Genomic DNA, 22,003 nt, shown 5'->3' with positions numbered 1-22,003 from the left:
GGTGTGGGGACAGCTATACCACCCCGCGCGGGTGTGACAATGCCGCGCATCGGGAATGCAAGTTGCGGATGCGATGAAACTTTCCACGCGGTGATGCGTGATGTCAGGACAGGCAACAAGGAGAATGCGATGACGGTGATCTGCTGGTTCAGACGGGTGCTGCGGCTGGACGACCACCCCGCCCTTGTCGCCGCCGCCAAGGATGGTGCCGTGATCCCGCTGGTCATCCTGGACCCTGCCGAAGCCCGCGACCACCCCGCCAGCGCCCAACGGCAGGCAATGTCCCTGCCCCGCCTGGAAGCCTCGCTGCATCAGCGCCACAGCAAGCTGATCGTGCGACGCGGCGATCCGGCCGAGGTTCTGGAACAGATCGCCCGTGAAACCGGTGCCAGCGCGGTTCACACCACCGTCGGCTTCCCCTTTGCCAGCGATTACGGATTGCAGGCTGCGGTCGAACGGGGCGGCGCGACGCTGCACCTGCATGAACTTGCCGATCTTGTGCCGCGGGCATCGGTGCTGACCAAGACCGGCGGCGTCTACAAGGTCTTTACCCCCTTCTGGAAGGCCGTGCGCCAGACCGACATCGCCCCGCCCCTGCCCGCGCCCAGCCTGTCGTCCCCCGACCGCTGGCCCGAGAGCGACGGCACCGACTGGCCCGAGGCCCGCGCCGCCATGGACCGTGGCTGGGACATCGTCGCCGACCACATCCGCCCCGGCGAGGATGAGGCCATGACCCGTCTGGACGAATTCCTGGACGGCACCCTGCCCGACTACAAGGAACACCGCGACCATCCCTGGCGGCCACGCGCGACCTCGAACTTGTCGGATGCGCTGGCCGTAGGCGAGATCAGCGCCCGCCGCATCTGGCACCACTGCCAGCCTGCCCTTCAGGACGGCCAGCGGGGGATCGATCATTTCCTGTCCGAACTGTGCTGGCGCGAATTCGCCCGTGAATTGTTCCACGAAGCCCCCGACATGGCCAGCACCCCTTGGCGCGAGGAATGGACCGATTTCCCATGGAAACGCGACAACAATGACGCGCGGGACTGGCGGCGCGGGATGACAGGCGTGCCGATGGTCGATGCCGGCATGCGCGAGCTTTATGTCACCGGCCAGATGCACAACCGCGTCCGCATGATCACCGGCAGCTATCTGACCAAGCATCTGCTGACCGACTGGCGCGTGGGGCTGGACTGGTTCGCGCACTGCCTGATCGATTGGGATGCGGCCTCGAATGCGATGAACTGGCAATGGGTGGCGGGTTGCGGGCCAGATGCCTCACCCTTCTTCCGGGTCTTCAACCCCGAAACCCAGGCCGAGAAATTCGACGAGAAAAGCCGATATCGCGACCATTGGCTGCAGCCCGACGCCGAGGGCGCCAAAGAGTTCGCCGCCGCCACCCCCCGGTCGTGGAAGATCGACCTGACGCATAAGCCCACCCCCGCCATTTCCCTGGCCGAGGGTCGGCAACGCGCGCTTGACGCCTATGAAACCGTGAAATCCTGAAGGAACATCCGATGCAAATGGTCATCCTCTATGTCTCGACACTGGTCATCTTTCTGGCGGTGGATGCGGTGGGCATCAGCAAGCTGATCCGCCCGGTCTTTGAACGCCATGTGGGCGACCTGCTGGCCGATCCCTTCCGGATCGGTCCGGCGGCGTTCTTCTATTCGCTCTATATCGTGGGTATGCTCTATTTCGTGTCGGTTCCGGCATTGAAGGCGAACCAGCCCGTGCAGGCGTTGATCGGCGGGGCGCTGATCGGGTTGATGTGCTATGGCACATATGAATTCACCAATCTTGCCACGCTGCGCCCGTGGTCGTGGGAGCAGGTCATCACCGACACGCTGTGGGGTGGTGCGCTGACGGGTGCGTCGGCTTGGGCCGGGGTGATGATTACGCGCTGGTTCGTCTGATGCAGGCGCTGGTCATCGGGGCATCGGGCGGCATCGGCGCCGCCCTGTGCGACCGGCTTCGCGATGCAGGGGCCGATGTCACGGGCTTGTCGCGCAGCGCGGACGGGCTGGACGTGACGCGTCCGGATACGCTGCGCGATCACGCCGCGCGGCTGTCCGACAGGCGGTTCGACCTGATCTTCAATGCTACGGGCGCGCTGGTCGTCGGCGGGCATCAGCCCGAAAAGACCATGGACGCGGTGGATGCACAGGCGATGGCGGCGCAATTCGCGCTGAATGCGACGGGGGTGGCGCTGGTCATCGCGCATTTCGCGCCCTTGTTGGCCAGCGACCGGCGATCGGTTCTGGCTTCGCTGTCGGCGCGGGTCGGATCGATCGGGGATAATGGCTTGGGGGGATGGGTGTCCTATCGCGCCGCCAAGGCCGCCCAGAACCAGATCATCCGCACCGCCGCCATCGAATATCGCCGCCGCAACCGCAACGCCATTCTGGTAGCGCTGCATCCGGGCACCGTGGAAACGCCGCTGACGGCCAGATATGCCGCCCGTTATCCGACCATCACGCCCGATGACAGTGCCGAGGCGCTGCTGGCGGTCATCGACAGGCTGAGCCCCGATGACACGGGCAGTTTCCGCGACTGGAAGGGCCAAGTGGTCCCGTGGTGATCTAACCCTGCAGATAGGGTTCAAACAACGCGCTGATCTGCGGACCACCGGGCTTGGTGAAGGACCCCCAGCTGCCAAGGATCGCGCCATCCGGGCCGATCAGGACCTTGTTGAAATTCCACTTGGGCACGAAACCCGTCTGCTGCCGAACCCAGGCGTAAAAGGGGTGAACCTCGCCCTTGGCCACCGGCAGGATGTCGGTCATCGGCAGGGTGATGCCATATTCCATCTGGCAATATTCGCTGACCTCCTTGCCGCTGGCCAGTTCCTGATTGAAATCATCCGAAGGGACGGCCAGCACCACCAGCCCGCGATCGCCATAGGCGTCATGCAGCGCCTGCATGTCGGTCAGCTGCCCCGCAAAACCGCAAAGCGAGGCCGTGTTCACCACCAGGACCGGCTTGCCCCGCCAATCGGCCGTGTCGTATTCGCCTCCGTCGATCGAGGGAAAGCGAAAGGCCGGCGCATCGGCCGCGCGGGATGCGACGCTGGTCAGCCCCATGGCCGAGATGACCGTGGCCAGCGACAGGAACAGGCGGCGTTTCATCTTGCTTGTCCTTTGCGTTTCAGCCCCATCGCCGCGCGGGCGGCCAGTGCGATCGCACCGATCAGGGCAAGAATGACGATCACCGTATTGCCGCTGGCAAGGTTGGCGACAATGATTCCGATCAAAGCCCAGATCACCGCGGCGGGATAGGCCCATTCTTCGGGCCGCATCGTCATAACGGTCAGGGCGACGGCACAGATGCCGATCAGGCACAGGATGGCGGCCATCTGCTGGGACAGGATGCCATGCCCCGCCAACCAGATGCCGATGGATACCCCCGACGCTGCCGTCAGCCAACCCGCGTAGAGGGCGACGGGCCGCCCTTCCAGCCAGAGATCGCGTCGGCCCGCCCACAGCATGGCCACGATGGCCGACACCATCATCACCAGGATCATCAGCGTTGCCAGACCGGGCAGCACCTGCGCGACGGGGATCCACAGGAAACCCACCGCAAGGCTGATCAGCAGGGCGGGGCGCATGGTGGCCCAGTCCTCGTCATCGGCCCGCCGCCACAGCCCGTATGCCGCGCCTAGGATCAGCCACAGATAGATCACGCCCCAGATGGAAAAGGCCCAGCCTGCAGGCTGCACGGGCGGGTTTTCCTGCGGGATCGGGAACAGGTCGGCATCATAGCCCGCAAAGCCCGGAAAGATCACAGGCGACAGCGCGAAGGCGATTGCCGCGATCAGCACAAGGATGGCCCAGCTGCGGTTGGTCATGGATCAGTCCTCGCGGCTCAGCCGTCGGGTCAGGCGCATCGACAGCGCATAGGGCAGCGCCCGGATCAGCTTCAGCGACCGCGTCAGGCGATGGGGAAAGTGGATCTCGAAGCTGCCGCCCTCAAGGCCCTTCATGATGGCCTTGGCGGCTTCCTCGGGCTTGATGATGGCGGGCATCTTGAAATCGTTCTTTTCGGTCAGCCGCGTTTCCACGAAACCCGGACAGATCAAGCGGATGTCCAGATCGGTCCGTTCCGCCCGCAGCGATTCCGCCAGGTTGATGACCCCCGCCTTCGACGCCGAATAGATCTGCCCCTGCGGCAACCCGACATAACCTGCCACCGATCCGGTCAGCGCCAGCTGTCCGCCCGCGCGCAGGACCTTGGGGCCGATCTGGGCGATGTGAAAGCTGCCGGTCAGGTTCACGGTGACGATCTGGGCGGCCTTGTCGGGGTCCAGATCGGCGATGCGGCCAGGATCGTACATGGCGGCCAGATGCACGATTCGGTCGACGGGACCATCGGCGCTGATGGCATCGGCTGCGGCCTGCACGCTGGCGCGGTCGGCGACATCCAGCACCTGCACATCGGCACGGCCCAGCTGGGCGGCCAGCTTTTCCAGCGGCTCGCGACTGCGGGCGGACAGGATCACATGCGCGCCGCGCGCCGACCAGGCCTTGGCCAGCGCCTGCCCGATTCCGTCGCTTGCGCCGATGATCCAAATGCGTTCGGGGGTCTTGTCGCTGCTCATATCCGGCCCTTCCGGTGAAATTGGATCAACAGGCCGATCGCCAGCGCACGCAGCACCAGCGGCAGACCCGCATAGATCCAACGCAGCGCGTCCAGCGCCTGTTCCGGGTTCGATGCCGCAGGACGAAACCCCGCCCGCGCCAGCAGCGGCAGCGCGATGGCCCCCGCCAGCGCCAGCGCCGCCTTGGTCAGGAAGGCCAGCCCCGCATGGGCGCGGGTGGCGGCGGCGGCGCTGCCCGTGGCCCCGATCCGCGCCGACAGGATCGCCGGCGGCAGGACCAGATCCGCACCGAAGGTCAGGCCCGTCACCAGGCAGATGACAAAGAACAGCCCCACGGTCCCCGGCCCCAATGCCAAGGCACCCGCAAACCCGGCGATCGACAGGATCAGCGCGCCCGTCCAGACCGGCACGGCGCCGAAACGCCCGCCCAGATGCCCCGCCATGGCCGCCCCCGGCAGGGCCGCCACGAAATAGGCGAGCAGGAAGGCCCCGGCCAGATCCTCGGCCCCCAGAAGGTCGCGGACCAGCATCAGGATCAGCGCCGCAGGAAAGGCTGCCGACAACAAGACCAGCCCCGCCACCGCATAGAAGGGTCCAAAGGCGCGCAGGCCCGGCGGGGCGGCATCGGGCGCGGCCTGCAGGTCGAAACGCGCGCCTTGCCGCCATCGCAGGAACAGGGGCAGGCAGATCGCCATGCCAATCGCCAGCACCCCTGCCAGTGCCATCAGCGATGCCTGGCGTCCCACCACCACGGCCAATCCGGCGGGCAGCGACACCGCCAGGATCAGCCCCGCCAATCCAAAGCCTTCGCGAAAACCGCTGATGCGGGACTTGGCGGCGGGCGCATCGCGCCAGACCCCGCCATAGGTCATCAGGTTCACCGAAATCAGGCTGTGCCCAAGACTGGCCAGCACCATCATCAACCCGAACCAGACCAGCAGCGGCAGGCCCATCGGCGCAAACAGGCCCGCCACACCGGCCACCAGCGCCACCGCGCCCGCCACCATCATCGCGGGACGCGCCCGGGGCCAGCGGTCGCCCGCCCAACCGACCAGCGGGTCCTGCACCGCGTCGACCGCGCGCAGGGCGGCCAGCACGACCCCCAGGGCCGCCAGCCCCACGCCCAGATCGGCGGCATAGAAATCGGGCGCGTGGATATAAAGCGGCAGCCCGCCAAAGGCCAGGGGCGCGGCCAGCGCGCCATAGGCCAGAACCTCGGCCCGCGGTGGATCCGCTGGCCGGGGGCCGTCACGCATGGGCAAGACGGTATTGGATCACGTCGGTGCGCCCGACCTCGAACGACGCTGCGCAGGCGGCCAGATAGAAGCGCCAGACGCGGATGAAGGCATCGTCGAAACCCAGGCTGCGGATCTGCGGCAGGGCCGCGTCGAACCGCACCAGCCATTCGCGCAGCGTGCGGGCATAGTCGCGGCCAAAGCCGAAGCTGTCCTCGACCCGCAGGCCGGCGCGGGCGGCCTCGGCCTGGAACCGTGTGGGGGACGGCAGCATGCCGCCCGGAAAGATGAAGCTGCGGATCATGTCCGGGCCGCTGCGATAGCGGTCGAAATAACGGTCGGCCACGGTGATCGTCTGGATCATCGCCCGTCCCTTGTCGGCCAGCACATGGCCCAGCTTGCCGAAATAGACTGGCCAGAATTTCTCGCCCACGGCCTCGAACATCTCGATCGACACGACGTGGTCGTATTTCCCGGCCTCGTCGCGGTAATCCTGCAGCGCGATGTCGGCCCCCTGCCCCAGACGGTTGCGCGCATATTCGGCCTGTTCGACCGACAGCGTCAGGCCCTTGGGCGCGAAATCGCCGCGTGCCATGGCCCGTTCGGCGAAACCGCCCCAGCCGCAGCCGACCTCCAGCAGGCGGCCCGAATTGCCCGACAGGTTGTCGATGATGCGGTCGTATTTGCGATGCTGGGCCGCGGTCAGGTCGTCGCCCGGCGCATAGATGCCCGAGCTGTAGGTCATGCTGTCATCCAGCCACAGGCCATAGAACTGGTTACCCAGGTCGTAATGCGCCTGGATGTTGCGACGCGACCCGGCCTTGGTGTTGCGGTTGAAGAAATAGAGCGCCTTGGTCGCCATCGCCTGCAACCGGTTGCCATAGATATAGCGGTCCAGCACGTCCTCGTTCAGCAAGGCGACGGTCAGCAGAGCTTCCAGATCGGGGGTGTCGCACCAGCCGTCGCGATAGGCTTCGGTCATGCCGATGTCGCCCTTGGCGGCCAGCGCGGGCACCATGCGCCAGTCATGGATGATCAGATGCGCGTCAGGGCCGGGATGGACGCCGCCAAAGGCATGGATGGCGCCATCGGGCGTAGTGATGGTCAGCGTGCCGCGTTCGATACGCTCGGCGGTTTCCAGGAACTGGCGTGACAGTCGTCCTTGCAGCAGCATCGTTATTCGTCATCCCCTGTCATGTGATCCCTTGCCGCGGTCCAACGCGGTCGCGTCCGAGGCCCTGACGGCCTTCTGCGCGGGCTTTCTCAAGTAACGGACGCCCCGTCCGAAAAGTTGCGCGGCCTGCCAGTGGATCAGCGCCATGATCCGCTGTGCCTGAAGCGGGCGACGCAGGGCGGCGGCCCGGACACCGCGCCGCGTCATGGCCCGCGCGGGCCCCACCATCGAAGTCCCCAGCCGCACCGTCCCATCCGCGCCGATCCAGTCGACCCAGGCCCCGAAACGATCCGGCCCCGCATCGAAGCGGAAGACATAGCGCCCCGATCGCGGCAGGAAGGGCGAGACGTGAAACAGCTTCTCGCCCGTCAGCCGGTCGCTGCGCGTGATCGGACCCCGATCGGGGCGGTGGCACAGATAAAGGTGACGTTCCCCGAAGGTGTTCGAGACCTCGGCCAGGACGGCGCGCAGATCGCCCGCATCGTCGCGGCACAGCCAGAAGCTGACCGGGTTGAACCCGTATCCCGACGTGCGCGGCGTGGTGACCAGCGTGACGTGGCGGGCCTGCGACAGCCCGGCGGGTTCCAGCAGCCCCATGATGAAGCCCTGCAACGACGATCCGTCCCGCGCGCCGAAATCGCGGCGGCGAAGCTGCCACACCGCCGCACGGTCCACCGCGACGGGCAGATCGCCCGCGTCGAACCCCGCCACCGGCACCGCCAGATAGGTCGCGCGATAGTGGAAGTCGCGCGCCACATCGCCCCGCCGGCCATGCCAGATGCGGGTGTCGATCAGCGCGCCTTCCCACAGATCGGTCATGCAGCCTGCGCCTCCTCGGCCCAGGGGTCGATCCCCAGGGGCCATTCGATGCCCATGGCCTGTGCGACGCGCAGCGCCGACAGCAGGCCATCCTCGTGGAAGCCATAGCGCGTCCAGGCGCCCGCGTGATAGACTCCGCCGCGCCCTTGGATCGAGGGCAGCCGCCGTTGCGCGGCCATGGCGGCATCGTCGAATTGCGGATGGGCCAGCATCGCCTGGTCGTGGATGTCGCGCGGTTCGAATTCGGGGTTCAGCGTCACGATCAGGGGTTTCGGCGTCTCCAGGTTCTGCAGGCGGTTCATCCAGTATGACAGGCTGATCGGCCGGTCCGGCACGGGGCGGCGTTCCTGCGTAATGTAATTCCACGACGCCCATGCCGCACGGCGACGCGGCATCAGGCGTTCGTCCGAATGCAGCACCATGCGGTTGGGCTGGGTGCGAAAGGCACCCAAGATGGCCCGTTCCTGCGCGTCGGGATGATCCAGCATCGCAAGGTTCTGGGGGGCATGGGCGGCAATGACGACGCGGTCGAATTCCTCGGGGCCGCGGGGGGTGACGACGGTGACGCCCTGCGGATGGCGGATGACCTTGAAGACCGGCGCACCCAGGCGCAGCTGCCCGCGCAGCCCGGCGGTGATGGCCTGCACATAGGCGCGCGACCCCCCCGTGACCGTCAGCCAGTCCGGCTGGCCGCTGACCGACAAGAGGCCGTGATTGTCAAAGAACCGCACAAAGCTGGCCGCCGGGAAATCCAGCATGTCGCCCGAAGGCGTGGACCAGATGGCGCCGGAAATCGGCTGCAGGAACATCTCGCGGAAGTCGCGGCCAAGGCGCAGCCGGTCCAGCATCTGGCCAAGGGACAGCCCGCCATCCTGGTATCCATGTGCCTGACGGAAGAACCGCAGGATGTCGCGCAGCATCATCAGGTGGCGGGGGTCCAGCGCCCGGATCTTTTGCGCAAACAGCGCCGCTGTCGTGGCGGTGCCGTATTCGTATCGCCCGCCGCCGAAACTGGCCGAGAACGTCATGTCGGATTTTTCCAGGGCCACGCCCAAGTGCTCCAGCATGGGAGTGAACAGCGGATAGGTTCGCCTGTTGCAGACGATGAAGCCGGTATCGACGGGGGTGCCCAGGGCCTCGACGGTGCGGGCATGACCACCGGGGCGGGTCTCGGCCTCGAACAGGGTGACGTCGTGATGCGGGTCCAGCAGCCAGGCGGTCCCCAGCCCCGAAATGCCGCCCCCGATGACGGCGATGCGGGCGCGGGGGCCCGGGCTGGACATTCGGGGGGCGGGGCGGAACTGGGTCGGGTCGGTCACTGTCTGTCTCCTGCTCTTGGTGCCAAGACACGGACAGGGCCGGGAAAAGGTTGCACCCTGCGACTTCGGGGGGTCGGCGGTCGGAAAGTCAACCACGATTGCGCAAACCCGTTGAAAGCGCGAAACTGTTGCCATCGTTGGGCGAAAGCTGCATTGATGGAAACCGATACCCGTCCCGGCGCGACAACGCGCCGCGGCAAGATGCGGACGAACATGACGCTTAAGGAATTCGCCAAGCTGGTCGGCATGTCGCAGACGACCGTCAGCCGGGCGCTGAACGGCCACCCCGAGGTCAATGAACGCACCCGCGCCCGCCTGATCGAGGCCGCGCGCCTGCACGGCTACAGCCCCAACGCCCATGCGCGCTTTCTGGCCACGGGTCATGCCGACATCATCGGCTGCGTCATCCCCGTCACCGGCCGCAATGAGATCGTGAACCCGATCTATGCCGATTTCCTGGCCGGCGTGGGCGAGGAATGCGCCGCCCGCCGCTTTGACATCAACCTGTCGATGGTCCCCGACGACGATCAGGCGCAGGCCTATCGCGGGTTGAAGTCCAAGGGCATGATCGGCGGCGTCATCGTCCAGTTCCCGCGCCATGACGACACGCGGCCCGCGCTGCTGGACAGCATCGGCCTGCCATACGTGGTGCATGGCCGGGTCAGCGAACATTCCGGCCCCTATTCCTGGGTGGACGTGAACAACCAGCGCGCCTTCGAACGGGCGACGGGGTTCCTGCTGCAACTGGGTCACCGGCGCATCGCCCTGCTGAACGGGGACGAGCGGTTGGATTTCGCCCATCGCCGGCGCCAGGGCTTTGCCAAGGCGATGCGCGATGCGGGGCTGTCGCCCGCGCCGCAGATGATGGTCTCGGCCGAGATGACGGCGGCTTACGGCTATGCCCAGGCGCTGCGCCTGCTGGACCTGCCGGAACCGCCCACCGCGATCCTGTGTGCCGCGACCACCATTGCCACGGGCATCCGCCAGGCCGCCGAGGAACGCGGCCTTGTGCTGGGTCGCGACCTGTCGGTGGTCACCTTCGACGACGACCTGTCCTATTATGCCAATCGCGACACGGTGCCCTATTTCACCGCCATGCGGTCGCCCGTCCGCCTGGCGGGACAACGCTGCGCCGCCCGCCTGATCGAGCGGGTGGGCAACAAGGACGCCCCCCATGTCGAGGACCTGCTGGAGGCAGAGCTGGTCGTCGGTCGTTCCACCGCGCCGCCGCTCTGACCGGCGTCAGGCGGTCACCTGCGCCGCCGCCGCGCGCAGGGTGGCCTCGTGGCCCGTGCCCAGGATCTGACCCTCGGCCATCAGGTCGGCGATGCGGGGATCGGGTGCGAAAAGCGGCAGCAGCACATCCGCGTCATCCAGCCGCCGCAGCGCCCGCGCCAGAACCGTAACCTGCGCCTGGTCCAAACAGCCGAAACCCGACAGCCCTCGCAGCCGCTCCGCGATGATCGAGGGATAGACCTCGGCCAGGACCACCGGCGCATCCTGCCAGTCCTGGAAGGGCCAGACCCGCGCATCCTGCCGGTCGCGCAGCCCCGCCAGCCAGGGAATGCCCGTCAGGCTCTGGGCGCCGACGCTGCCCGCCCCTGCCAGTTGAAAGGCCGATTTCGGCCGCGCCCCGGTGATGGTCGTTTCCGTGGCGCGGTGGTCGCGCAGGTCAGGATGCGCGGGCGGCTTCAGCCGCGGCAGATCCGCGATCTGGACCTTGCGCCCGTTGCCCCAAAAGACCGGCTGCCCGATCTGGCGGTTCATCTGGGCGGCGATGTCGCGATAGTTGCTGGCGTTGGTGCCGTCATCGTGATGCAGGGCCGACAGGTGGTCCCACAGCGCCATGGCCCGCCCCTGCCCCGTCACCATCGCCGCCAGCCCCGTCGGGTGGCCAAAGGCGAAATCCACGCCGATCAGCACCCGATGCCCCGCCTTGCGCGCCCGCGACAGCTGACAGCCCAGCATCTTCCACGCCCGCTGGCGGGTTTCGGGATTGGCCGCATCGCCCGCATCGCTGCCGATCCAGATGGAATTCGCGCCCCGGCAGGGTTTGCCCGCCGCCGACCAGTCGACGATCAGGATCCGGTCAAAGCGCGGCAAGCCGGGCCTCGGTCAGGGCCAGATCCTGCGGCGTGTTGATATTGGCGAAGGGATCAAAGGGGGCGGCGTCCCAGATGGCCTGCACGGCCCCGTGGCGCGCGGTGAAGCTGCGCACCCGCCCCTGGCCCTGCGCCAGCGTGGCGCGCAGGTCATCCCGCAGGTCCACCGGCCACAACCCGAAGGTGGGGTGATCGCGCAAACCCGCGCCATCCCGCGTCGCGGCCAGCGCCAGGCCCTGCGGCCCTGCGGCCCCGGCCAGCCCCACCACCAGGTCGCGGGGAAACAGCGGCGTGTCCCCCGCCACCGTCACCACTTGGCGCGCGCCCGTCGCGGCGGCCCAGTCCATCGCCACCAGGATGCCCGCCAGCGGTCCGGGGAAATCGGGCAGGCTGTCGGGCAGAACGGGCAGGTCGTATGATGCAAAGCGGGCGGGATCGCCATTGGCGTTCAGCGCCACCGGCCCGCCCTGCCCGTGCAACCTGTCCAGAATGATCGACAGCAGGCTTTGCCCGCACAAGCTCAGCAACGGCTTGTCCAGACCGCCCATCCGGGTGGCCCGTCCGCCTGCAAGAATGACGACCGGAATCTTCATGCCCCATCCTTGAACCGAGCAGATCGCCGGGGCAAGCGCTATTGCCAGCCTATTCTTGACATCTTTACTAAGATTACGGTATCGGCATGGGAAACCCCGCATCCGGGCCCTGCCGGCCTGCCTTTCACGCCTGCCGCGGCCATGCGCCGCCCCAGCATTCAGGAACCGACCCATGACCGAACTCGGGACGACATTGGCCTCCATTCCCCTTTTCGCGATGATCCGCGACGGCGGTTGGACGATGTGGCTGATCGCCGCGCTGTCGGTGATCCTGCTGGCGGTGGTGCTGTGGAAGGTGCTGTCGCTGTGGCGGCTGGGGGTCTGGGGCGGGCGGCATTCGCGGCGCGCGCTGGAGCTGTGGGCGCAGGGCGACCGCCGCGCGGCGCTGGACCAGGTGCGGGGGCGTCCCTCGGCGCGGGCGCGCGTGGTGCAGGCTGCCATCGGCACCTCGCTTGATCCGGCCTTCGACGATCAGGCCGCGCGCGAGGAAACCGCACGCGTCGCCCGCCAGACCTTGTACCGGTCCCGCGAAGGCCTGCGCGCGCTGGAGCTGATCGCCACCATCGCGCCGCTTCTGGGTCTGCTGGGGACGGTTCTGGGCATGATCTCGGCCTTCCAGGTGCTGCAGACCTCGGGGAACCAGGCCGATCCGTCCGATCTGGCAGGCGGCATCTGGGTGGCGCTGCTGACGACCGCGGCGGGCATGGCGGTCGCCATCCCCGCGGGCGTGGCGCTGTCCTGGTTCGAAAGCATCAGCGACCGCCTGCAATCGGACCTGGAGGACCTGGCCACCCGCGTCTTCGTCAAGCGTGACGCCGCCCCTGCCCGCGCCCGGCTGCTGCAGGCCGCGGAATGACCCAGGGCGGCTTCGACCTGGGACCGCGCCGGCACCCGCGACGAATGTCGCTGACGCCGATGATCGACGTGGTCTTCCTGCTGCTGATCTTCTTCATGCTGGCATCGCGCTTCGGCATGGATGTCGCCCTGCCCATCGCGGGCGGAGCCGAGGGTCAGGCCACCGAATGGCAGGGCGCGCCGCGCCTGGTCGACGTGACGCCCGACGCGATCCTGCTGAACGGCACGGCGATGGCCCGGCCCGACCTGGTCGCGGCGCTGTCCGACCTGCTGCCCGAACCCGGCGATGCCGTCATCCTGCGCCCCCGCGACGGGGCCGACCTGCAGCGACTGGTCGGCGTCATGGACGATCTGCGCGCGGGCGGCATCACCAACATGATCCTGGTGGAATAGCCCATGCATATCGACATGCCCAGGCGCAGGCCGCGCGGCGAATCGATCATCCCCATGATCAACGTCGTCTTCCTGTTGCTGATCTTCTTTCTGCTGACGGCGCAGATATCGCCCTCAACGCCGTTTCCCGTGACGCCGCCGGACAGCCGGTCCGATCTGCGCACGCAGGCGCAGGACGTGCTCTACGTGTCGGCCACCGGTGAGCTGGCCTGGAACGAGGCGCGGGGCGAGGATGTCTGGCCGCTGATCGCCGCCCGCACCGACACCCTGCCCGTTCAGATCCGCGCCGATGCCGCCACCCCCGCGCTCAGCCTGGCCGCCTATCTGAAACAGCTGCGCCAGGTGACCGATGCCGGGGCGCAGCTGGTCGTCAACAAGGGTCAGCCATGATGTCGCTGCGGATGTTGGAAACGGCGGGCTTCTTCACCATCGCGGCGGCGCTGCACGTGTCGGCGGCAGCGATGATGCTGCCGCAGGACGAGCTGGAAAAGGGCGCCGCGATGGATGCCCCGCCCGCATCGCTGGCGGCGGGCGGACCCGAAGCGCAGGCCCTGGTCGAGGCATGGGAGACCGAGCCCGACACGGCCGAGCAGCCCGAACAGGTCCAGCCCGAACCCGAGAGCGCGGACCTGCCCGACGCTTCGGTCGAAGAGGCACCGCAGATGGCCGCGTTGCCCGACATGGCCCCGCCCATGCCGACCGCCGCGCGTCCGAACCTGCCGCCCCCGCCCGAGCTGGAACCAGTGCCGGAACCAGAGCCGGAACCCGAACCCCGGATCGATCCCGCGACGCTGGACCTGCCCGACCTGCAGCAGATGACCCCGCCCGACATCAAGCCCGACACCGCGCTGGTGGCCTCGGCTCGTCCCGACCGCAAGCCCGCCCGTCCCAAGCCGCAGCCCAAAGTGGAACCGCAACCCGAAACCCAGGCACGCCCGGAACCGGCCAGCCCCGCACCCGCACGGGCGGCCGAGGCCCAGCCCGCGCGCCGTCAAGGGAATGGCGGGACCAGCCAAGCCTCGGGTCAGGGGGGCGGAGGCGGCGGCGTCAGCGCCCAGACCCGCGCCAACCTGAAGGCCCAATGGGGGGCGCAGATCAACCAATGCCTGGCCCGCCAGTTGTCGCGGATCAGCGGCGGGCGCGGCCAGCAGGTGAATATCGACGTGACGGTGGCCCGCAGCGGCCAGATCCAAGGTGCCTCGCTGGCCGGTTCGACCGGGAACGCGCGCGTCGATCAGCAGATCCAGCGTGCCCTGCAGCGCACCGGCAGATGCCCCGCCGCCCCCGCCGGCGTGACCGAGGCCGCGGTCGCCTTCCGCCAGCCCTTCGCCCTGCGCTGAGGCCCCGGCTCAGGCGTGATGCAGCACCAGTGGACGGTCCTTGTGCCGACCCACGGTGATCGGCGCGTCATACAGATCCGACAGCACGGCCTGGGTCAGGACGGCATCGGGCGTGCCCTGGGCCACGATGCGGCCGTCCTTCATGGCGATGACGTGATCGGCCCATGCGGCGGCATAGTTGATTTCATGCACGACCAGACCGACGCTGCGGCCCTGCCGATCAACCAGGTCGCGCAGGCGCGCCATCAGCGCGCGGGCATGGGCCATGTCCAGGTTGTTCAGGGGTTCGTCCAGCAACAGCCATTCGGTGTCCTGGGCAAAGGCCATGGCAATATGAGCGCGCTGTGCCTGGCCGCCTGACACCTCGTCCAGGAACCGGTTCTGCAGGGGGGTCAGGCCAAAGGCATCGATGGCCTCTGCTACCTTGGCGCGGTCGGCGGGGCCGGGGCGGCCCTGATGATGGGGCCAGCGGCCAAAGGCCACCAGCTCGGACAGGCGCAGCCGGCTGGCGATGGCGGTCTGCTGGCCCAGGATCGCCATGACGCGGGCCAGATCGGCGGTGGGCGTGCGGGCCACGTCATGGCCGGCCACGGTGATGCGCCCCTGCTGCAGGGGTTCCAACCGTCCGACAAGGCGCAGCAGGGTGGATTTGCCCGCCCCGTTCGGCCCGATCAGCGCCGTCAGCCGACCCTTGGGAAAGCGGGTGGTGATGTCGTGCAGGATCTGCGTCCCGCCGATCTGGTGGCCAAGATTGCTGATCTGGATCATCGGATACGGCCTTTCAGCAGCAGATAGAGGAAGAAGAGCCCGCCCGCGAATTCGACGACCACCGACAGGGTGGCGGCCTGTCCCAGCACGCGTTCGAACAGCCACTGACCGCCGACCAGCAGGATGGCCGCGATCAGCCCGGCGGCGGGGATCAGCCCCGCGTGGCGCGCGCCTTGCAGCGCCCCATGCGCCATCCCCGCCACGATCAGCCCGAAGAAAGCCACTGGTCCCACCAGCGCCGTCGACACCGACACCAGCATCGCCACCAGCGCCAGCGTCGCCATGACCAGCCTGCGATGGCGCAGGCCCAGGGACACCGCCGGTTCGCGCCCCAGGGCCAGCACGTCCAATTGCGGTGCCAGACGGAGGGCGGTCAGCACAGCCCCCGCCGTCAGCACGCCCGCCACAGGCAGCAGGGCCGCATCGACGCGGTTGAAGCTGGCAAAGCTGACCGATTGCACGACGGCGAATTCATTGGGGTCCAGCACCCGCCCCAGGAACCCGGAAACGGACCGGAACAGCACCCCCAGGATCACCCCGGTCAGGATCATCCGGGGAATGTCGCGCGCGCCCCTGACCAGCAGCGTGCCGAACAGCGCCACCGACAGCACGGTCATCATGCCGACATCCGCCGCGAATTTCAGGCCCGCCGGCAGGCCCGCAAAGCCGGCATTGCCCAGGATCACCACCATCAGCGTCTGCATCAGCACGTACAGCGCGTCGAACCCCATGATCGATGGCGTCAGCACCCGGTTCGCCGCCACCGTCTGGAACAGCACCGTCGCCACGCCGATCGCCACGGCCACCGTGACCAATGCCGCCAGCTTGGTGGCGCGCAGCGACAGGATGAAGCCGCGATTGCCCGCCCCCAGCCCCTGGAACATCCACAGCGCCGAAAGCCCCGCCAGCAGGAGGGCCAGTCCGGCCAGCATCAGCGTCGCGCGCCTATCCATGGGCGGGCCTGCGATGCAGCAGCCACAGGAACAGGGCCGCACCCAGAATGCCCAGGATCATGCCGGCGGGCACCTCGTAGGGATAGATGACCAGCCGCCCCGCCAGGTCGCAGGCCAGCACCAGCACCGCCCCCGACAGCGCCACCACCGGCAGCGAGGCCCGCAGGTTGTCGCCCATCACGCGCGATACCAGGTTCGGCACCACCAGCCCGACGAAGGGGATCATCCCCACCGTGGTCACGACCATCGCCGTCACCACGGAAACCACCGCCAGCCCAAGCCGCATGACCGAGGCCGTGGAGAGCCCCAGCCCCGTGGCCACCTGATCGCCCAAGCCCAGAATGGCAAAGCGGTCGGCGGCGAACCATGCCAGTCCCGCCGCCCCCGCCGCGACCCACAGCAGTTCATAGCGCCCCGCGATCACGCCCGAAAATTCGCCGCTCAGCAGCCAGGTGCTGACATATTGCATCAGGTCGGTCTGCCAGCCGACAAAGGTCACGACCGATCCCAGCACCCCCGACAGAACCAGGCCCGCGATGGGGATCAGCATCACTTCGCGCACGGGCAGACGGCGGATCACGCCAAGAAACAGCCAGGTCGTCGCCATTGCCGCAAGGCTGGCCGCGATCATGCGCACCCACAGCGGGCTGGCCGGGAACAGGATGGTGACGCCCAGCAGGCCAAGGGCCGCGCCCTCGGCGGTGCCGACGGTGTCGGGGCCGACAAAGCGGTTGCGCACCAGCGCCTGGATCAGAACCCCTGCCACCGACAGCGCGGCCCCGGTCAGGGCCACCGCCACCGTACGCGGCAGGCGCGATTCCAGCAGGACCAGCATCGCGCGGCTGTCGCGAAAGATGTCGCGCAGATCGACATGGGCGGCCCCGACGGTCAGGCTGGCCAGCATCAGCGCGACCAGCGCCATCAGCAGGGCGGGCAGCGGGCGCATCAGCGGGTGGGGCTGTCGGTCAGTGCCTTGGTCAGCTGGTCCAGCGTCGCGATCAGCGACCCGTAACCGCCCGCCGCGATATAATTCGCCGCCGGGTCCAGATAGACGACCTGCCCCCTGGACCACGCCGTCGTCCCCGCCACCAGATCCGAGGTCAGCGTCGCTTGGGCGCCCTGCCCGTCCTCGCCGATGGCAGCCCCGCGATCGACGACCAGCAGCCAGTCGGGATCGGCCTCGGCGATGAATTCATGGGTGATGGCCTGCCCGTGGGTGGCCTCGTCCAGACCGGACGCGGCCTCGGCCAGGCCGGCGGCATCATAGATCCAGCCAAAGCGCGACCCCTTGCCATAGGCCGCCATCTTGGGACCGTTGGTCATCACGATCATCGCGGTGTCGTGGCCATGGGCGGCATCCTTCAGCGCGGCCAGCTTGTTGTCCAAGGTCTCGCGCATCTGCGCGGCGCGGTCCTGCTTGCCGAACAGCGTGCCATAGGCCTCGATGCGGGCGCGGGCCTCGGGCAGCAGGTCGGTGTCGATGGTCATGTCGATGGCAGGGGCGACCTGAGACACGGTCTGCAGCTGGGTCGAAGACCGGCCTCCGACGATGACCAGATCGGGTGTCAGCCCCGCCAGTGCCTCGAGGTCGGGTTCGAACAGCGTGCCGACAGGGGCGGCATCCTTGGCCCCTTCGCGCAGCGCCGGAACCATGATGTCGTCGATGGTGCCCGCAGGCGTCACGCCCATCGCCTGCAAAGTGTCCAGCGCCGCCATGTCATAGACGGCGACCCGTTGCGGGTTTGCGGGCAGTTCGACCGGACCCTGCGCGGTCTGGATGGTGACATCCTGGGCAAATGCGGCGGATGACAGGGCGACGGATGACAGCGTGACGGCCATCAGGCCGGACAGGGCAATGTGACGCATGACAGATCCTTTCATTGACGCGCGCCCATCCAACAGGCCGGACAATCGGGCGCGCAACCAAGGCCCTAGCGCGGCAGATGACCAAGGTAAAGAATGCCCGCGTGTTTTTGTCAGGTTACCGCGCCGATTTGTTGACAAATTTGGTTGGTCGCCCTAGCCCAAGGCGGATCGCCCCGATCGCGGGGCCGGATACCAAAGGATTCCGCCATGCAGATGACCGCAGATTTTCCCACCGAACGCGCCACGGGCCTGATGACCACGATGGGCAAGCATTTCGGCCACAAGATCCCGGTCACCCTGGCCGATAACCACGCGATCCTGACCTTCGAGATGGGAACGGCGCGCATCGCCACGACCGCGGATGGCCTGCATCTGGTCCTGGATGCCAGCGATGCCGAGGCGATGGAGAGCCTGCGCGATGTCATCGAACGGCACCTGCTGCGCTTTGCTCAGCGCGACGACCCAGCACCGCTGGCTTGGTCGACCCCCGCCTGACCGAACCCCGCCTGATCATCACGGGTATCAAAAATCTGCGGGACCCCGTCCTGCGGGTCCCATGCGACATGCCAGGCGCCCGTCAGGCCGCGCTTGTTCTTGGTCAGCGCCCAATGGTGGGCGGCCATGTCCCATCCCGCCCCCGCCAACGGCCTGCAATGCCAGCGGCTTTCGGTGGCATTGGACCCGGCCCCCGCCCCGATCATCATCAGGCCGGTCGTGCGCCCAGCCTCGGCCGCCAGCTGCAGCCGTCGCCCGGCGGTCAGGGACAGGGGCTTGGTCGGCTCGGCCAGGACGAAACCCGTCAGGCGCGCGCGCAGGGTTTCCTCGACCGCCCAAAGCAGATCGACCTCGGATCCGGCGCAGACCTGATACAGCCGCGCAGCCAGACCCTGCGGCAGCCCCGCCGGCAGGAACGTGCCCCGATCGCGCAGGGGTCGGACCCAGAAGACCGGCCCCGCATGGCGCGCGGCCTGAAAGATGGCAAAGGCATGACGACCCGCACCCTCGACCTCGTGGATGCGGGCAGGCACAAGCTGAAAGGGGTTCGGTTCAGGTGGCAGCATGATCGACCTTGGGCAGAAGGTGAACATTGCATGAACATCGCCTTGTTGAAAACCCGGCAAGGGATGAAATTGGGGCTTTTCATTCGCCCCCGCATGGCGTTCCTTGCCGGCCAGGAGGCGTGATGGTGCTTTATCTGGGACTGGATGGCGGCGGAACAGGCTGCCGGGCGGCAATCTGCGATCACGCCGGTCAGCTGCTGGGCCGTGGCGAAGGCGGGCCGGCCAACATCAATTCGGACCCGCAGGGGGCAACGGTCAGCATTCTGGCGGCCGCCACCGCCGCGATGGTGCAGGCCGGGGCGACCCCCGCCGATCTGGTGGCGGTGCTGGGTGTCGCGGGGGGCGGGCTTGCCCGACCCGCGGCCCTGATACGCAACAGCCTGCCCTTTGCCCGCACGCTGGTCGTCAACGACGCCGTCACCGCCGCAAGGGGTGCCTTGGGGACCGCCGACGGCATTCTGGTGGCGGTCGGCACGGGGTCTGTCCTGGCCGTGCAGCGGGGGGGCGATCTGCGCCAATATGGCGGGCGCGGCTTTCTGATGGGCGACGAGGGCAGCGGCGCCGTTCTTGGCCGGACCCTCTTGGCGCAGGCCATGCGCGCGGGCGATGGCTTTGCCCCCGACAGCCCGCTGCTGGCGGCAATCCGCGACGAATTCGGCGGCCATGACGGCATCATCGCCTTCGGCACCACTGCCAGCCCCGCCGATTTCGCGACCCTGGCCCCGCGTCTGATCGCCACCCAGGACCCCGAGGGGCAGCGCATCCGCGATCAGGCCGTGGCCCAGATGTCCGATGCCATTCGCGTATTGCAACAGGGGCAAGGCCTGCCGGTGGTCTGCCTTGGCGGGCTGGGGCCCTTCTATGCCGCGCGGCTGGCGCAGGATTGGGACGTGCGACCGGCCAAGGGATCTGCGGTCGATGGCGCGCTTGCCATGGCGCGGGACCTGAGGGGCACGGCATGACCCGCATCTTGGCCCCCGATCTGCTGTTCGATGGCACCGAACTGCACGAAGGCATGGCCGTCGCCATAGACGGCGACCGGATCACCAGCGTCACCCGTGCCGCCCCCAAGGGCGCCGAACCTCTCCCCGGCATTGTGGCCCCCGGCTTTGTCGACTTGCAGGTGAACGGCGGCGGCGGGCTGATGGTCGGGGCCGACACGGATGCCAATAAGCTGGCCCATATCTGCGCCGCCCATCGCGGGCTTGGTTGCGCGGGCGTGCTGCCGACGCTGATCACCGACCGCGCGGAGGTGACCGCCAGCGTCATCGAGGCCACCATCCAGGCTGCGCGCGCGGGCACGCCCGGCCTGCTGGGCCTGCACCTGGAGGGGCCGCATCTGGACCCCCGCCGCGCCGGTGCCCATGACCCCGCCCTGATCCGGCCCATGCAGCAGGACGACCTGGCGCGGCTCTGCGCCGCCGCCCGCGACCTGCCGGTGCTGATGGTGACGCTGGCCCCCGAATCGGTGACGCCCGACCAGATCGCGCAACTGACCCATGCGGGTGTGCTGGTCAGCCTTGGTCACAGCGATTGCAGCCTGGAAACCGCCCGCGCGAGTTTCGCCGCCGGTGCGCGCCTTGCCACCCATCTGTTCAACGCCATGAGCCAGATGGCCCATCGCGCCCCCGGCCTTGTCGGAGCGGTCCTCTCGGGCGAGGCCCATGCCGGACTAATCGCGGACGGTGTTCATGTCGATCCGGCGGCGCTGTCGGTGGCCCTGCGCGCGCGACCGTCGGGGCTGTTCCTAGTCAGCGACTGCATGGCCGTGGCGGGCAGCGACATGGACAGCTTCGACCTGCATGGCCGAACCATCCTGCGCCGCGAAGGCCGCCTGACCCTGCCCGACGGCACGCTGGCGGGGGCCGATCTGCGGCTGGACCGGGCGATACAGAACATCGTGGCGGCAGGGGCCGACCCCGCACGGGCGCTGGCCATGGCGACCAGCATCCCTGCCGCCCTGATCGGCGCGGATGACCGCTTCGGGCGTGTAGCGCCGGGTCGCAGGGCCGATCTGATCGTTCTGGATCACGACCTGACCCTGCGCGGCCCGCTGGCGGCCTAGGCGTCGCGGGCGATGATCTCCTCGACCTCAGGCGCCGGGACGAAGCGCCAGTTGCGGCGCGGCCCCGCCATGACGTTCAGGTAGTACAGCTCGAACCCATAGGGCGCGCCGCAGGGGTGATGGCCGCGCGGCACCAGCACCACGTCGCCATCCTTGACCGCCATCACCTCATCCAAGGTCCCGTCATCGGTATAGACCCGCTGCACGGCCCAGCCTTGGGCGGGGTTCAGGCGGTGGTAATAGGTTTCCTCCAGATAGGTGATGCGCGGGAAGTCGTCCTCGTCATGACGGTGGCTGGGATAGGAGGACCAATGACCTGCGGGGGTAAAGACCTCGGTGACCAGCAGGCTGTCGCAGTAATCCTCGGCCTCCATCGCGATATTGTTGATGTGGCGGGTGTTGCCGCCCTTGCCGCGTTGGGTCAGCGTGATGCCGTCGGGTCCGATGCGGCGGGCGGGATGGCCGCCACGACCGGGGGCGGCGCAGACGGCAATGACGCAATCGGTTTCAGCAGTGGCCGACCAGTCCTGCCCGTTCGGCACATAGAGACAATGCGGCGGGGTCTTTTCGAAGACGTCCATCCGTTCGCCCAGCACGCCCCAATCCTGCCCTGCGGCGGTAAAGGCGGCTTTGCCCTCGACCATGACCAGGATCACCTCGTTGCTGCCGGTCGCCTCGGCCGCGCTTTCACCCGCCCGCAGCCGATAGAGCGAGAACCCCACGTGCCGCCATCCGGCATCCTGCGCGGTGATCTGATGCACCTTGCCATGCTGCCCAAGGGGCTTTCGAAGAAGATGGCTCATGGGTTGCTCCTTGTATTTGGTCCCGTGGTGCGGCCAAGGGATCGCCCCCTTGGCCGCGTC

26 protein-coding genes are annotated in these 22,003 nt (G+C 68.1%); 11 read left to right on the top strand and 15 right to left on the bottom strand.

What is annotated here, in order from left to right; genetic code table 11:
• Positions 1 to 129 precede the first annotated feature (129 nt).
• From DKT70_RS05235 to DKT70_RS05225, 3 genes are read left to right on the top strand one after another with little or no spacing between them, the layout of a single operon-like run.
• The gene (locus DKT70_RS05235) at positions 130 to 1,506 is read left to right on the top strand and encodes a cryptochrome/photolyase family protein (protein WP_111558143.1); all 1,377 of its coding nucleotides are present in this window, start codon (positions 130 to 132) and stop codon (positions 1,504 to 1,506) included.
• 11 nt (positions 1,507 to 1,517) lie between these two features.
• The gene (locus DKT70_RS05230; protein WP_111558142.1) at positions 1,518 to 1,916 is read left to right on the top strand and encodes a DUF2177 family protein; all 399 of its coding nucleotides are present in this window, start codon (positions 1,518 to 1,520) and stop codon (positions 1,914 to 1,916) included.
• Positions 1,880 to 2,581 (top strand): SDR family NAD(P)-dependent oxidoreductase, encoded by a 702-nt coding sequence (locus tag DKT70_RS05225; RefSeq protein WP_325048029.1) that lies wholly within the window; start codon positions 1,880 to 1,882, stop codon positions 2,579 to 2,581. The genes DKT70_RS05230 and DKT70_RS05225 overlap by 37 nt, the downstream gene beginning before the upstream one ends.
• 1 nt (position 2,582) lies before the next feature.
• Here DKT70_RS05225 and DKT70_RS05220 read toward each other — a convergent pair whose 3' ends face one another.
• From DKT70_RS05220 to DKT70_RS05190, 7 genes are read right to left on the bottom strand one after another with little or no spacing between them, the layout of a single operon-like run.
• On the bottom strand, positions 2,583 to 3,128 hold the full coding sequence (locus tag DKT70_RS05220; RefSeq protein ID WP_111558140.1) for a glutathione peroxidase: 546 nt from the start codon (positions 3,126 to 3,128) through the stop codon (positions 2,583 to 2,585).
• The gene (locus tag DKT70_RS05215) at positions 3,125 to 3,847 is read right to left on the bottom strand and encodes a TspO/MBR family protein (protein ID WP_111558139.1); all 723 of its coding nucleotides are present in this window, start codon (positions 3,845 to 3,847) and stop codon (positions 3,125 to 3,127) included. The genes DKT70_RS05220 and DKT70_RS05215 overlap by 4 nt, the downstream gene beginning before the upstream one ends.
• 3 nt (positions 3,848 to 3,850) lie before the next feature.
• Positions 3,851 to 4,597, bottom strand: a complete 747-nt coding sequence (locus DKT70_RS05210; protein WP_111558138.1) for an SDR family NAD(P)-dependent oxidoreductase — start codon at positions 4,595 to 4,597, stop codon at positions 3,851 to 3,853.
• Complete coding sequence (locus DKT70_RS05205; RefSeq protein WP_111558137.1) at positions 4,594 to 5,853, bottom strand: MFS transporter; 1,260 nt, start codon at positions 5,851 to 5,853, stop codon at positions 4,594 to 4,596. Before DKT70_RS05205 ends, DKT70_RS05210 begins: the two co-directional genes overlap by 4 nt.
• Positions 5,846 to 7,006 (bottom strand): SAM-dependent methyltransferase, encoded by a 1,161-nt coding sequence (locus DKT70_RS05200; protein ID WP_111558136.1) that lies wholly within the window; start codon positions 7,004 to 7,006, stop codon positions 5,846 to 5,848. Before DKT70_RS05200 ends, DKT70_RS05205 begins: the two co-directional genes overlap by 8 nt.
• Before the next feature lie 9 nt (positions 7,007 to 7,015).
• A complete protein-coding gene (locus DKT70_RS05195; RefSeq protein WP_111558135.1) occupies positions 7,016 to 7,825 on the bottom strand; it encodes a DUF1365 domain-containing protein in 810 nt (269 codons plus the stop codon).
• Positions 7,822 to 9,144, bottom strand: coding sequence for an NAD(P)/FAD-dependent oxidoreductase (locus DKT70_RS05190; protein WP_233490427.1), 1,323 nt, complete (start codon positions 9,142 to 9,144; stop codon positions 7,822 to 7,824). Before DKT70_RS05190 ends, DKT70_RS05195 begins: the two co-directional genes overlap by 4 nt.
• Before the next feature lie 156 nt (positions 9,145 to 9,300).
• On the opposite strand from DKT70_RS05190, the gene DKT70_RS05185 reads away from it, so the two are divergent.
• The gene (locus DKT70_RS05185; protein ID WP_233490426.1) at positions 9,301 to 10,380 is read left to right on the top strand and encodes a LacI family DNA-binding transcriptional regulator; all 1,080 of its coding nucleotides are present in this window, start codon (positions 9,301 to 9,303) and stop codon (positions 10,378 to 10,380) included.
• Between the two features lie 6 nt (positions 10,381 to 10,386).
• On the opposite strand, the gene DKT70_RS05180 is transcribed toward DKT70_RS05185, so the two are convergent.
• Positions 10,387 to 11,247, bottom strand: coding sequence for a hypothetical protein (locus tag DKT70_RS05180; RefSeq protein WP_111558134.1), 861 nt, complete (start codon positions 11,245 to 11,247; stop codon positions 10,387 to 10,389).
• On the bottom strand, positions 11,234 to 11,839 hold the full coding sequence (mobA, locus tag DKT70_RS05175) for a molybdenum cofactor guanylyltransferase MobA (RefSeq protein ID WP_111558133.1): 606 nt from the start codon (positions 11,837 to 11,839) through the stop codon (positions 11,234 to 11,236). The genes DKT70_RS05180 and mobA overlap by 14 nt, the downstream gene beginning before the upstream one ends.
• Before the next feature lie 172 nt (positions 11,840 to 12,011).
• On the opposite strand from mobA, the gene DKT70_RS05170 reads away from it, so the two are divergent.
• From DKT70_RS05170 to DKT70_RS05155, 4 genes are read left to right on the top strand one after another with little or no spacing between them, the layout of a single operon-like run.
• Positions 12,012 to 12,695, top strand: a complete 684-nt coding sequence (locus tag DKT70_RS05170) for a MotA/TolQ/ExbB proton channel family protein (protein WP_111558132.1) — start codon at positions 12,012 to 12,014, stop codon at positions 12,693 to 12,695.
• Positions 12,692 to 13,087: an ExbD/TolR family protein gene (locus DKT70_RS05165; RefSeq protein ID WP_072296590.1), complete on the top strand. Its 396-nt coding sequence runs from the start codon at positions 12,692 to 12,694 to the stop codon at positions 13,085 to 13,087. The genes DKT70_RS05170 and DKT70_RS05165 overlap by 4 nt, the downstream gene beginning before the upstream one ends.
• 3 nt (positions 13,088 to 13,090) lie before the next feature.
• Entirely contained in the window at positions 13,091 to 13,477 is a 387-nt protein-coding gene (locus DKT70_RS05160; RefSeq protein ID WP_111558131.1) for a biopolymer transporter ExbD, read from the top strand.
• Positions 13,474 to 14,427 carry an energy transducer TonB family protein gene (locus DKT70_RS05155; RefSeq protein ID WP_111558130.1) on the top strand — a complete coding sequence of 318 codons (954 nt, stop codon included), beginning with the start codon at positions 13,474 to 13,476 and terminating at the stop codon, positions 14,425 to 14,427. Before DKT70_RS05160 ends, DKT70_RS05155 begins: the two co-directional genes overlap by 4 nt.
• A 9-nt stretch (positions 14,428 to 14,436) precedes the next feature.
• Here the strand turns inward: DKT70_RS05155 and DKT70_RS05150 are convergent, their stop codons facing one another.
• The 4 genes from DKT70_RS05150 to DKT70_RS05135 are packed head-to-tail and all read right to left on the bottom strand — an operon-like array spanning position 14,437 to position 18,014.
• Entirely contained in the window at positions 14,437 to 15,195 is a 759-nt protein-coding gene (locus tag DKT70_RS05150) for an iron ABC transporter ATP-binding protein (protein WP_111558129.1), read from the bottom strand.
• On the bottom strand, positions 15,192 to 16,148 hold the full coding sequence (locus DKT70_RS05145) for an iron chelate uptake ABC transporter family permease subunit (RefSeq protein ID WP_111558128.1): 957 nt from the start codon (positions 16,146 to 16,148) through the stop codon (positions 15,192 to 15,194). Before DKT70_RS05145 ends, DKT70_RS05150 begins: the two co-directional genes overlap by 4 nt.
• A complete protein-coding gene (locus tag DKT70_RS05140) occupies positions 16,141 to 17,094 on the bottom strand; it encodes an ABC transporter permease (RefSeq protein ID WP_199559532.1) in 954 nt (317 codons plus the stop codon). The genes DKT70_RS05145 and DKT70_RS05140 overlap by 8 nt, the downstream gene beginning before the upstream one ends.
• Entirely contained in the window at positions 17,094 to 18,014 is a 921-nt protein-coding gene (locus DKT70_RS05135; protein ID WP_111558127.1) for a siderophore ABC transporter substrate-binding protein, read from the bottom strand. The genes DKT70_RS05140 and DKT70_RS05135 overlap by 1 nt, the downstream gene beginning before the upstream one ends.
• Before the next feature lie 207 nt (positions 18,015 to 18,221).
• On the opposite strand from DKT70_RS05135, the gene DKT70_RS05130 reads away from it, so the two are divergent.
• Entirely contained in the window at positions 18,222 to 18,509 is a 288-nt protein-coding gene (locus DKT70_RS05130; RefSeq protein WP_111558126.1) for a DUF2218 domain-containing protein, read from the top strand.
• Here DKT70_RS05130 and DKT70_RS05125 read toward each other — a convergent pair.
• Positions 18,464 to 19,075 (bottom strand): hypothetical protein, encoded by a 612-nt coding sequence (locus DKT70_RS05125; protein WP_146612595.1) that lies wholly within the window; start codon positions 19,073 to 19,075, stop codon positions 18,464 to 18,466. The two genes, DKT70_RS05130 and DKT70_RS05125, sit on opposite strands and share 46 nt — an antisense overlap.
• Positions 19,076 to 19,197: 122 nt before the next feature.
• On the opposite strand from DKT70_RS05125, the gene DKT70_RS05120 reads away from it, so the two are divergent.
• Both DKT70_RS05120 and nagA read left to right on the top strand, forming a co-directional pair.
• On the top strand, positions 19,198 to 20,037 hold the full coding sequence (locus DKT70_RS05120) for a BadF/BadG/BcrA/BcrD ATPase family protein (RefSeq protein WP_111558124.1): 840 nt from the start codon (positions 19,198 to 19,200) through the stop codon (positions 20,035 to 20,037).
• Positions 20,034 to 21,140: an N-acetylglucosamine-6-phosphate deacetylase gene (gene nagA / locus DKT70_RS05115; protein ID WP_111558123.1), complete on the top strand. Its 1,107-nt coding sequence runs from the start codon at positions 20,034 to 20,036 to the stop codon at positions 21,138 to 21,140. Before DKT70_RS05120 ends, nagA begins: the two co-directional genes overlap by 4 nt.
• Here nagA and iolB read toward each other — a convergent pair.
• The gene (iolB, locus tag DKT70_RS05110) at positions 21,137 to 21,943 is read right to left on the bottom strand and encodes a 5-deoxy-glucuronate isomerase (RefSeq protein WP_111558122.1); all 807 of its coding nucleotides are present in this window, start codon (positions 21,941 to 21,943) and stop codon (positions 21,137 to 21,139) included. The two genes, nagA and iolB, sit on opposite strands and share 4 nt — an antisense overlap.
• Positions 21,944 to 22,003: the final 60 nt, after the last annotated feature.

It is taken from the genome of Paracoccus sediminilitoris, from assembly GCF_003259195.1.
Taxonomy (GTDB): Bacteria; Pseudomonadota; Alphaproteobacteria; order Rhodobacterales; family Rhodobacteraceae; genus Paracoccus; species Paracoccus sediminilitoris.
The sequence above is the reverse complement of the archived record's forward strand: the minus strand, read 5'-3'. Positions and strand labels throughout refer to the sequence as shown.